Source organism: Succinimonas sp., from assembly GCF_045225735.1.
In the GTDB taxonomy this organism is placed as follows: domain Bacteria; phylum Pseudomonadota; class Gammaproteobacteria; order Enterobacterales; family Succinivibrionaceae; genus Succinimonas.
Genome location: NZ_JBGVBR010000261.1, coordinates 1 through 10747, shown reverse-complemented (window position 1 = coordinate 10747; position 10747 = coordinate 1). Strand labels below are relative to the sequence as shown.

Here is a 10747-nt window from a genome sequence, read left to right as displayed (position 1 = left end):
GCACTTTTAGCGAACATCTGAATCCCGGGTTTTTGAGATTGGGTAACCTGCCGGAAATCCTGACAGGATTGCTCCAAGTGATCGGATATCGCCTGGAACTTTGTTTTTTTCAAGAAGTGAAGGTATTTCTGATTCAGGCTGGCGAACCCAAATCAGCGGTTGAACGTTTTAACCTCGCAAAACCGTGTAAGAACTGCATCCAACGGTCACATCAGTTTTGCATCCAAAAAAGGAAGGTCGAAATACATCTTTGATTGTGATTTTGGATGTGAAACGGCTTAATGTCAAGGTTTTGAAGGTATTGACAAACGGTGGTGCCACTTACAGGAATCGAACCTGCGACCAACTGTTTACGAAACAGCTGCTCTACCGACTGAGCTAAAGTGGCCTGCTAACAGAAGTCTTGAAAAGGAAACCGCCCTTGTCAGGCGGTTCCTGTACGGTGGTGGATTATACCACGGATCCGTAATTAATCAAGAGGGCAGCCGATACGGCGGGCAACTTCCTCATAAGCCTCGATAACGCCGCCAAGATCCTTGCGGAAGCGATCCTTATCCAGGGATTCTCTGGTGGTCTTGTCCCAAAGACGGCAGCCATCCGGAGAGAATTCATCGCCCAGTACCAGTTTGCCGTCATAGAGACCGAATTCCAGCTTGTAGTCAACCAGAATGAGACCGGCATCGTCAAAAAGCTTCTTCAGTACATCATTGATCTTAAGGCTGAGAGCCTTCATCTCATCGATCTGTTCCTGAGTGCCCCAGCCGAAGGAAATGATATGGGAATCGTTAACCATGGGATCATGGAGAGCATCGTTCTTCAGGAAGAATTCAAAGGTCGGAACCTTGAGTTCAATGCCCTGCTGCACGCCCAGACGCTTGCAGATGGAACCGGCGGTAACGTTGCGAACTACGCACTCAACAGGAACCATTTCGAGCTTCTTTACCAGAATTTCATTATCGTTGAGCAGTTCTTCAATCTGAGTGGGAACGCCGGCTTCTTCCAGCTTCTTCATGATGAAGTAATTGAATTTGTTGTTGGTCTTGCCTTTACGGGCGAGCTGCTCGATCTTAAGGCCATCGAACGCTGAGGTGTCATCTCTGAAGGTGATGATTAAACGCTTCGGATCGTTAGTAGCATATACAGTTTTTGCCTTACCGCGATAAAGCTCTTCTTTTTTCTCAACCATTTGAAAAACTCCCGAAATTTTCTCGAAAAGAGGCATCTGCCAATGCGGTGCATTTTACCACAAATTAAGTGAGCGGTATCACTTTCCTGCAGTGCGGTTCAAATAAAACTGCACGTTAAGAGAGGATGCAAAGCCGCTGTACATTCTTGCGGTAACGGCGGTGTTTACCGGCTTGTTGTTCTCGTCATACATGGTAACGGAGGTTTTGCCCTGGAACACGCCCAGCTTGAAGGTATATTTGCCGTCCTCCAGCCCCCAGGGCTCCACTCCCTGAGATTCCCAGAATTCCGGTTCCGGCTCGCTGTATTTAATGGTGATTTCTCCGGCGGTGGAGGAGTATTCCTTGATTTTGATTTCATAGGCCGTGAAGAGATCTACCAGAGCCTTGTAGGTATCATCAAATCCGGCATCCACCAGCCAGCAGGGGAGATCATTATTGTCCCGGCCAAGAGAGATGGCCACGTAGGCGTTTTCGGAGGAGCTGTGCTTTTTTTTCATATCCAGGTTGTAGGACCACATCAGCCGGTTAGCCATCAGGGCAGTGAAACGGGAGGGCTCGAAGCGGTTCAGACCGGCCTTGAGTTCGGTACCGTCAGTTTGCTCGATAATATTGTCAGTAAGCTGAATGGACACTCCGGGAGCTCCCTCGGTGTTCTTTCTGAGACCGAAGGCATAACGCTGCCGGTAGATAAGAAAGCCCTTTTCCATGGCATCAGGGTTGTAGGGAGTGGCAAATTCCGTGGCATCGTACCAGTCAGTCTGAATAAAGCTGTTCATGGCATCTATCGATTCCACGTTAATGGCGGATCTGCGGAACATCCGGAACAGGGTAACCAGAAGGTCGTTGGGGGTGATTTCCTGGCCGTCCTCATCGGGGTAGAACCAGACATAGGCGATATCGCCGTCCTGTCCCACGGACACATTGCTGTTCAGTGGTATCAGTTTCTGGGGCGGACGAACGTCCACCGCCTTGCCTACCAGAGCGGAACGCACATCGTCAAACTGCATTTCCGGGAGGTCGAACTGTTTGGAATAGTCAATGGGAGTGGTGCCTTCGGGCTGAACCATCTTCCGTTCCACCGGCACTGAATCCAGATAGCTGAATTTGTTGTTGGCCTGACGGATGTCATTATTAACATAGCTGGAACGGCAGCCGGGAAGAGCGCTGACCATGATCATTATGCCGGACAGCATCAGTGAAACGGTAACGTTCCTTTTGTTAAGCATAGCGTGTAGATTCCTTTATTGAGTGTCTCTGCTTATTCTGAAAACCAAACGGCGCTCTGTCAACTTCTCTGTAAACTTTATGAAGCGGATCTTTGATATCAGAGAGCGAGACAGTCGCAAACAAGCCGGACTTTTGCAAACTAGACTGTTCCGGTTAATTCCGGTTTATGCCGGGTCTGTCGCTGGTTAGCGATCTCTCTGGCAGGGGCTTAAGAGATTTCCCCGCGGTCGCCTGAACAGAAAAACCGGAAGATCCCCGGGGATCTTCCGGACAGACTGAGCAGCAGGGAGCGAACGCCAAGCCGTATCGCCGCCGGCTTTTCCTGCTGCCTGCAATGCATATGCGGAAGCTCTGATTATTTGCAGGCGCGAGCCTTTCCGGAAGGAAGGGCCTTGGCGCCTTCCTGAAGAGCCTGTCCCAGGAACTGACGGTATTTGGTAACCAGCTCATCGGTATTGAAGGTCTTTTCATAAACCTGCCGGCTGACCCGCATCATATGGGGCTTCTGGTCGATGCTGTAAACCTGAGCCAGACACTGCTGAGCGTTCATGAACTCCTTGTTAACGGAGATCACGGCTTCCTGATTGCCCAGATCGATATTGGCAATCTGATCCAGACTTTCGGCGTACTGGGTAACGGCGCGTTCCTGACGGGCATTGAGTCCGGAGCCGGAGATGAATCCGGAAACATCGGAGCTTACCGCAGCAAAGGCGCCGGCTGAAAAGGCAACGCCGGCCAGAGCCAGCAATAATTTCTTAAAAATCATATCTAATTCCCTTTTTAAATGTTTCTGAAAAGCTTCGGCTCCCGCCGGCAGCTCAATTCAGCGATTATTAACCTTGCTCAGATAGCCGGCCAGATTATCGATCACCTTGTCAAATACCTTCTGAATATCCCGGCACTCTTCAGCGCCGTCCTTTACTGGAATGGCCGGTCCCAGGTTGCCATCGGCGTCCTGATAGAAAAGCTCAATGTGAGTAAAGGTCATTTCCACTTCCAGCTCTGAAATGGCCAGAGTGCTGCGGAATTTGATGTAACGCGCTCCTTCGGTCTGCGGATAATCCGGATCCTTCATTCTCTTTACGAAAGAGAAAACCAGGTCATCTTTATCCTCCCGCAGAATCTCTTCCGGGCGAACACCTTCACGAAGCCAGTGTCTGGTTCTTGGAAAAATCTGCTGAAAAACGTCGCCTTTGGGAGCTCTTCTGCTGAGTTCGACCTCTAAATCATTGTCAAACTGGCCGTCATCAGCAATTTCATCGGCAGTATCAGTGTCGTTTTCGTTTTCGTATAAATCTTCGCTCATAAAACTTCCTTTGTGAATTAAGACTGCGCCTTCTGGGAATCTTCCTTGAGGGCAACAGTCAGATTAAATACCTTTGCGGAGTCAGACGAATACCTGCTGTCAGGACAGAAGTATCCGGTGCGTTCAAACTGGAAGGCCTGACCGGGAACCGCTGTTCCCAGAGATTCCTCCAGCGCGGCCTCCTTGACGATTTTCAGGGATTCCGGGTTAATCGTGGCCAGAAAATCCTCCTGAGATCCGGGATTAGGCACCAGAAAAAGCCTCTGATAGAGCCTGACCTCGGCTTTGAGGTGATGATCGGCGCTGACCCAGTGGATCACTCCCTTGGGCTTGTGATCGGGGATGTCGGCGCCCAGAGATTCCGGAATGTAGGAGCAGTGCACTCTGATAATGTTTCCGGCGCTGTCCTTTTCGCAGCTTTCTGCCTTGATGATGTAGGCGTATCTCAGGCGTACTTCTTTTCCAAGCACCAGCCTTTTGAACTTTTTGTTGGCTTCCTCCCGGAAATCCTCCCGCTCGATGAAAATGCGCTTTCCGAAGGGGAGCTCTCTCGTTCCCAGCTCGGCCCGGAGCGGGTGGTTCTGGGCGGTGACCTTTTCTTCCTTTCCTTCGGGATAATTGTCAATGACAAGCTCCAGAGGATCCAGCACCGCCATTCTTCTCTCGGCGTTTTCGTTAAGATCCTCCCGGATGCAGGATTCCAAAGCGCTCATTTCCACGGTGTTTTCCTGCTTGGTAACGCCGATGCGGCGGCAGAACTCCCTGATGGAGGCCGGGGTGTAGCCGCGCCTTCTGAGGCCAGAGATGGTGGTCATGCGGGGATCGTCCCAGCCGTCCACGATGCCCTCCTGCACCAGCAGATTCAGCTTTCTCTTGGAGGTAATGGAGTATTCCAGATTCAGCCGGCTGAATTCGTACTGATGGGGATGATGCTCAATGGTGATATGCTCCAGCACCCAGTCATAAAGCCGGCGGTTGTCCTGGAATTCCAGGGTGCAGATGGAATGGGTAATGCCCTCGATGGCGTCGGAAATGCAGTGGGTGAAGTCGTACATGGGATAGATATGCCACTTGCTTCCGGTGCGGTGATGATCCGCAAAGCGGATTCTGTAGATGACCGGATCTCTCATGCACATGAAGGGGGAGCTCATGTCGATTTTGGCCCGGAGACAGGCCTTGCCCTCGGGGATATCCCCGTTTTTCATCTTTTCGAACAGGGCCATGTTTTCCGCGGGGGAGCGATCCCGGTACGGACTGTTTTTGCCGGGCTCGGTGAGGGTGCCCCGGTAGTCCCGGATTTCATCGGGGGAGAGCTCGTCCACGTAGGCCAGGCCCTTCTCAATCAGCTCTTTGGCATAGCCATAGAGCCGGTCGAAATAATCTGAGGAATAGCGGGGTTCTCCGTCCCAGTGAAAGCCCAGCCAGCTGACGTCGTTTTTAATGGAGTCGACATATTCAGTGTTTTCCTTGGCGGGATTGGTGTCGTCAAAGCGGAGATTGCAGGTGCCCTGATAGCTTTCCGCAATGCTGAAATTGAGACAGATGGATTTTGCGTGGCCGATGTGCAGGTAGCCATTGGGCTCCGGAGGGAACCGGGTCTTTATGACCTGATACTTTTGCTGAGCCAGATCTTCATCAATAATCTGAGTAATAAAATTTGCCGGACGGTCAGAATCTAGTGCACCGGTCATGGAAATACCCCTGAAAATCACGGATTAGGAACATACTCCGGTAATTATATTCCAAACAGTGCGGCATATACCATTTTTTTAAATTGCAGGAGCCGGCGCCGGGCTGTCTTCGGAACCTTCGGGCGCGTCTGATGCCGGCTTTTGCTGTTATCTCTCTTTTACTGCCATTTAAAGTCGGAGAACATCACATCCTTAACGATTCTGCGGCCCACGCAGTCATCAAGAAGCCTGATTACCACTTCCCGCACCTTGTCCCGAATGGTATTTCTGCTGCCGGGCTCATCGATTTGCTTCAGAGTTATCGCTCCCAGCGTATCGGTGATGGCGTCCTTGATCATGGGTTCATGCTTCTGCACCAGCTCGTAGTCCCGGGAATCGGTAAGGGAGATGGTCACATTTACCGATATGTAATTAAGCTTGTTGCCGGTGGAGCTCAGATTGGTGGTGATGGCCCCCTTGATTTCATAGTAGCCGGTGATGGGGCCCGCGCCCGGAGCCGGGGCGCTGTCCTGCGCCGCGGCAGGAGCAGGCAGAGCCAGCATGGTCAGCGCAGTCAAGAGCATCGTCAGCAGAACAGCTGCGGTTTTTCGGAATCCTTTCATAGCTTATCCTCAGCGCAGGGAAGTGTATTCACAGGGGCATTTATCCATTCGGTCATTATACTCTGTCCAGGGTATTTCGGATTTCCTCGGGCAGGAGCGGCCCCGCGGCATTGATGAGCTTCTGGAGCTTCACCGGATTTTTGGTATAGGTGCCGTCAATTTCCGAAACGTAGACATAGCGGTGCCGGACAAAGGTTTCGCTCATCACCCGGAAGGTTATGGGATCCGAGAACTCCGGAGAGTTGTTGGTGATGGCCTCCGGCAGATTGCGGCAAAGCTGCACGCAGGTTTCAATGAATTTCTTCTGATCGCAGGTGCCGTTCTGCGAGCGCTTTACCGCCTCCACCCCGATAACGTACCGCATGAGATTGGCGTGGATGGAATTGCTGAGAATGTCCAGCATGGCTTTTTTTGCCGGATCCGGATTAATCTGGTACAGGCTCTTGTCCACAATCATAAAGTACTCTGCCAGCTGGAAGGCCTTTACGTAGGCTCTGATGGTCTGATCCAGCACATGCTCCCGCACCGGGGCGAAGAGCTCATGCCGCAGAAAATAGAATACGTTTCGGGTATGAAGCACAATGTCCGCCATGGACAGGTGGCGGTGCACCGAAACAATGGTGGCAATAAGAGCCGGCAGCACAAAGAAATGGAGAATGTTGTTCCGGAAGTAGCTTAAGTAGATGATCTGCTTCCGGGTAGGGGCGGCCCATTTTACCCCGTTTACCTCTTCAATGTTGAAGGGCTTCAGCTCCAGAGCCTGCTGCAGCAGCACCTGTCCCGGGATTTTGGGGAGCGCGCTTTCCGCAATGTTGCGGGAGCTTTTCAGGATGAAAATATAGAAGTTGATGACGGACTGCAGGCTGTCCAGGGAAAGCCGGTGATCCCGCGCGGATAAAAGCGCCAAAGCCGACAGGTTGAGCCCGTTGGTGGTGGCGGAGCTGTTAAGGCGCATGACGATTTCGTCGGACAGGGCATTTACCGTATCAAAAAGCCAGGCCGGTTTGGAAAACTCTCCCGGAGTGATGTATTTTCTCCAGTCCGGAACCGTTTCCCGGAGAAAAGCGGGCAGGACAATGGGCTCTCCGAAGCTGACATAGCCCCGGCCGTAGTAACGGAGCCTCTTGTAGAAGTTCAGAAGCTGCCACGGGCTTTCCTTGGCCTTCTGAGCGCCGTTGAGCTCCTTCATGTAGGAGTTTACCTCCATGACCTTTTCATAACCCAGGTAGATGGGCACGAAGGTAATGGGGCGTTCAATGCCGGACAGCTGAGCCTGCACCGCCATGGCCACGATGCCGGTGCGGGGGGGCAGGGTTCTGCCGGTGCGGGAGCGGCCGCCCTCGATGTAGAATTCCGCGCTGTAGCCCCGGCTGAACAGGGTGTAGAGATATTGCCGGAATACGGAGGTATAAAGCTCGTCCCCCTTGAATTTCCGGCGGATGAAAAAGGCGCCGCACTGCCGGAGGAAGCGGTTTATGGGGAAGAAGTTCAGATTGTTCCCCGCGGCCACGTGGGGCATTACCAGTCCTTCGCTGAACAGCGCGTAGGCCAGAAGCAGGTAATCCATGTGGCTGCGATGACAGGGGATATACACGATTTCATGACCGGAGCTGATGAGCTCACGTACCCGGTCCGCGCCGAACACGTTGATGCCGTGATAGAATTTGCTCCACAGAGGATGCAGCAGAGCCGCAAAGAATCTCATGGTGTGGTAGGAGTAGTCGGCGGCCATTTCGTCCAGCATGGCATAGGCCTCCGCCTCGATTTCGGAGTAATTCCTCCGGGTTTCCTCCGCTCGGGTTTTAATGGCGTTCTTTATGTAGCCTGAATTCAGAAGCTCCTGAATAAGATGATCCCGGTTCAGGCATTTCGGCCCCACGATTTCGTTATGACGTCTCTCGAAATGGAGGCGGCAGGCCCGGGCGATGCTTTCGGTGGCATCATCGCCGCTGCCGTGATGCTCCAGAATGCTGGAGATTCTTATGGGGCCTGACAGCACGGTGAGGTTGTCGTACCCGAAAAACATGATCCGAAAAAATTTTCTGAGCTTGGAATAGGGCTGGTTGATGGTATCCCGGTAGGGCTCGCCCTCATGACCGGGATTTCGGCTCCAGAAAATGGTCACCGGGACTATCTGGATATCGGTATGGTATTCCTGACAGTAATCAATCCATTGCCGGAAGACCTTCTGATAGCTGTAATCCCGGGCCTTGCCGCAGATCAGAGGCACCTTTTTCATAAAAACCGCGCGGGTCAGGGGCTCTTCTCCCACGCCGCTTACCGGAACAAAGGGATTGGGGAGCCGGCTTCTCCGGGTGAGCTTTTCCAGGGTGAGCAGATTGCTGATGGAGTCTGACTGCATGACATATACCACGGGAATGTCGGCGTCAAGCTTCAGGTCTTCCCGGGGATTCAGCGGTCTCTGGTTGCAGGAGGCAAATATTTTGACAGGAAGATACCACAAGGATTTCAGCAGAAGCAGCGTTTTCATGTACCCCTCCTCATGCAAAACCGGCAAAGAACGTCACATTTTATAAAATCCCGGAAAGCGGCGGTGCGATCCATCTTAAAAATGCATCATGCCATCGGCCGTTTTTTTAATATGTGTCAGGATTTTGAAAAATTTTCTTTGTGCTACAATGCATCCCTAATGCATCCCTAATGCATCCCTGATGGTTTTCAGTTTGAGGTACGGCGGAAATTATGAGCAGCGCTGACAATGAAGAAAAGGCGGAACAGCCGGACGAGGCCGTTCCGGGATCCGGCAGCATCGCGGGGGACTACGCCCGCCATGTGGTTTTTGCCGGCATTGCTTCGGTGGGAGTGGCCGGCACTCTCATTGCCGCCAAGCTTCTGGCGCTGGTGCTGACCAACTCCGCCGCCATGATGGCCTCTCTTACCGATTCCCTGATGGATGTCATGGCCTCGGTTGTTAATCTCATGGCTCTGCGCTATGCGGTTTATCCCGCTGACGAGGAGCATCGTTACGGGCACTGGAAGGCGGAATCCCTGGCCGGACTGGTGCAGAGCGCCTTTATTATCGGTTCTTCGGTTTTCCTGCTTATTAATGGGTGCATCAGCATTGCCAGTCCCCGGGAGCTCGCCAGTCTGGATGCCGGCATCGGGGTTACGGTTTTTGCCATGCTGATTTCCGTGGCTCTGGTATGCTATCAGTCCTATGTGGTGCGGAAAACCGGCAGCGCGGCCATTCAGGCGGATCGCCTGCACTATGCCAGCGATATCCTGTTTAATGCCGGGGTTTTGGTTTCCCTCCTGCTTTCCTATATGGGCTTCCTCCTGGCGGACGGTTTTTTTGCCGTGATTCTGTCCCTCTGCATTATTTACGGCGGGATCTCCATCGGAAAGAAATCCCTGGCGGCTCTGCTGGACAGCGGTCTGCCCCCGAAGGATGTCAGCGCCATCTATGATCTGATTCTCAGCGTTCCCGAAATCCGGGGCATTCATGATCTGAGAACCCGGGCGGCCGGCCCCCGCATTTTTATTCAGGCCCACGTGGAAATTTCCCGCAGTCTGTCTCTGGAGGCGGCTCACAGCGCTGCGGATGCCGCCGAGGCCAATGTGCTTCGGGTGTACCCGGATGCCGACATTACCCTGCACATGGAGCCGGTGCCGGAGGATCACCCCAAAAGTCCCTTTATGGATCCCGGAAAAAATCAGAAACAGGCGGATTTAACCAGACAGATAGGCGAAACGGAAAAAGGCGAAACGAAACAGGGCGGAACGGAAGAAGATGGAACAGAAAAAGGCGGAACGGATGATAATCGATGAAATCTGGCAGATAATTCGCGAAGAAGCCAGAATGATGATAACCAAGGAGCCCATGCTGGGAAGCTATTTTCTGCAGGGCATTCTCAATCAGAAAAGCTTTCAGGACGCTCTGGGCTTTCAGATTGCCAGCCGGCTGGATTCTCCGGTGATGCCGGCGGTGGTTATCAGAGAAATCTGCAGCGAGGCCTATGCCGGAGATCCCGCCATTGCGGAATCCGGCGCCATTGATCTCAAGGCCGTCAAGGATCGGGATCCCGCCGTGGTGTACTATTCCACGCCGCTGCTTTATCTCAAGGGCTATCATGCCATTCAAAGCTATCGGGTGGCTCACTGGCTCTGGGAAAACGGCCGTTCGGAAATGGCGTATTTTCTGCAGAATCTTATTTCCGTGAAGTTTGCGGTGGACATCCATCCCGCAGCGAAGATCGGCCGGGGCATCATGTTTGATCATGCCACCGGGGTGGTTATCGGAGAAACTGCCGTGGTGGGGGATAATGTTTCCTTCCTGCACAACGTGACTCTGGGCGGCACCGGTCATGAGAAGGGCGATCGCCATCCCAAGGTGGGGAGCGGGGTGCTCCTGGGGGCCGGCGCCAGCATTCTGGGCAATATCACCATCGGGGACTGCGCCAAAATCGGCGCCGGCAGCGTGGTGGTGAAGCCGGTGGAGCCTTGCGCCACAGTGGTGGGAGTGCCGGCCCGGGTGGTGAACCGCTGCCCGGACAGAATTCCCGCTCTGGATATGGATCAGGAAATATAGCAGTCTCCGGGGGCAGTTTTGCAGCGGGGCTTCCGGTATCATAAAAATAACGGCTGAGGCTCCTGTTCTGGTAGAATACCCTGTTTTTTTGCGTTAACTAAAAGTTTCACAAACCGTAGAACTATAGAACGGGGCTAGATTCCATAAGCCCCACTCCAAAACCCTTCTTCAAATTTTCTCTTTTT

Annotated in this window: 10 protein-coding genes and 1 tRNA gene; 3 read left to right on the top strand and 8 right to left on the bottom strand. The window is 52.8% G+C overall.

All coding sequences use genetic code 11. From position 1 onward, the window contains the following. On the top strand, positions 1-254 hold a 254-nt coding region (locus tag ACJROR_RS09330), incomplete at its 5' end, for a hypothetical protein (protein ID WP_406546863.1). Positions 255-312: 58 nt separating this feature from the next. On the opposite strand, the gene ACJROR_RS09325 is transcribed toward ACJROR_RS09330, so the two are convergent. From ACJROR_RS09325 to plsB, 8 genes are all read right to left on the bottom strand, one after another. After that, a tRNA-Thr gene (locus ACJROR_RS09325) sits at positions 313-388 on the bottom strand. 81 nt (positions 389-469) lie between these two features. Further along, positions 470-1186, bottom strand: coding sequence for a phosphoribosylaminoimidazolesuccinocarboxamide synthase (purC, locus tag ACJROR_RS09320; protein ID WP_406041504.1), 717 nt, complete (start codon positions 1184-1186; stop codon positions 470-472). Between the two features lie 78 nt (positions 1187-1264). Then, positions 1265-2413, bottom strand: a complete 1149-nt coding sequence (gene bamC / locus ACJROR_RS09315; RefSeq protein WP_406546862.1) for an outer membrane protein assembly factor BamC — start codon at positions 2411-2413, stop codon at positions 1265-1267. A 356-nt stretch (positions 2414-2769) separates the two neighbouring features. Further along, positions 2770-3180, bottom strand: coding sequence for a hypothetical protein (locus tag ACJROR_RS09310; RefSeq protein ID WP_406041500.1), 411 nt, complete (start codon positions 3178-3180; stop codon positions 2770-2772). A gap of 57 nt (positions 3181-3237) precedes the next feature. Then, positions 3238-3720, bottom strand: a complete 483-nt coding sequence (locus tag ACJROR_RS09305) for a hypothetical protein (RefSeq protein WP_406546861.1) — start codon at positions 3718-3720, stop codon at positions 3238-3240. A gap of 17 nt (positions 3721-3737) precedes the next feature. Continuing rightward, positions 3738-5411, bottom strand: a complete 1674-nt coding sequence (gene glnS / locus ACJROR_RS09300) for a glutamine--tRNA ligase (RefSeq protein ID WP_406546860.1) — start codon at positions 5409-5411, stop codon at positions 3738-3740. Between the two features lie 158 nt (positions 5412-5569). Then, on the bottom strand, positions 5570-6013 hold the full coding sequence (locus ACJROR_RS09295; RefSeq protein WP_406041494.1) for a flagellar basal body-associated FliL family protein: 444 nt from the start codon (positions 6011-6013) through the stop codon (positions 5570-5572). Positions 6014-6068: 55 nt separating this feature from the next. Then, positions 6069-8504 (bottom strand): glycerol-3-phosphate 1-O-acyltransferase PlsB, encoded by a 2436-nt coding sequence (plsB, locus tag ACJROR_RS09290; RefSeq protein WP_406041492.1) that lies wholly within the window; start codon positions 8502-8504, stop codon positions 6069-6071. Between the two features lie 212 nt (positions 8505-8716). Between plsB and ACJROR_RS09285 the strand changes: the two genes are divergently transcribed. Together ACJROR_RS09285 and cysE are read left to right on the top strand one after the other, a co-directional pair. Continuing rightward, on the top strand, positions 8717-9802 hold the full coding sequence (locus ACJROR_RS09285) for a cation diffusion facilitator family transporter (RefSeq protein ID WP_406546859.1): 1086 nt from the start codon (positions 8717-8719) through the stop codon (positions 9800-9802). Further along, the gene (gene cysE, locus ACJROR_RS09280) at positions 9789-10562 is read left to right on the top strand and encodes a serine O-acetyltransferase (protein ID WP_406546858.1); all 774 of its coding nucleotides are present in this window, start codon (positions 9789-9791) and stop codon (positions 10560-10562) included. The genes ACJROR_RS09285 and cysE overlap by 14 nt, the downstream gene beginning before the upstream one ends. Positions 10563-10747 lie beyond the last annotated feature (185 nt).

Coding starts and splice junctions, on each gene's coding strand:
- purC (WP_406041504.1), bottom strand. CDS start 1,186: ATGGTTGAGAAAAAAGAAGAGCTTTATCGCGGTAAGGCAAAAACTGTA.
- bamC (WP_406546862.1), bottom strand. CDS start 2,413: ATGCTTAACAAAAGGAACGTTACCGTTTCACTGATGCTGTCCGGCATA.
- ACJROR_RS09310 (WP_406041500.1), bottom strand. CDS start 3,180: ATGATTTTTAAGAAATTATTGCTGGCTCTGGCCGGCGTTGCCTTTTCA.
- ACJROR_RS09305 (WP_406546861.1), bottom strand. CDS start 3,720: ATGAGCGAAGATTTATACGAAAACGAAAACGACACTGATACTGCCGAT.
- glnS (WP_406546860.1), bottom strand. CDS start 5,411: ATGACCGGTGCACTAGATTCTGACCGTCCGGCAAATTTTATTACTCAG.
- ACJROR_RS09295 (WP_406041494.1), bottom strand. CDS start 6,013: ATGAAAGGATTCCGAAAAACCGCAGCTGTTCTGCTGACGATGCTCTTG.
- plsB (WP_406041492.1), bottom strand. CDS start 8,504: ATGAAAACGCTGCTTCTGCTGAAATCCTTGTGGTATCTTCCTGTCAAA.
- ACJROR_RS09285 (WP_406546859.1), top strand. CDS start 8,717: ATGAGCAGCGCTGACAATGAAGAAAAGGCGGAACAGCCGGACGAGGCC.
- cysE (WP_406546858.1), top strand. CDS start 9,789: ATGATAATCGATGAAATCTGGCAGATAATTCGCGAAGAAGCCAGAATG.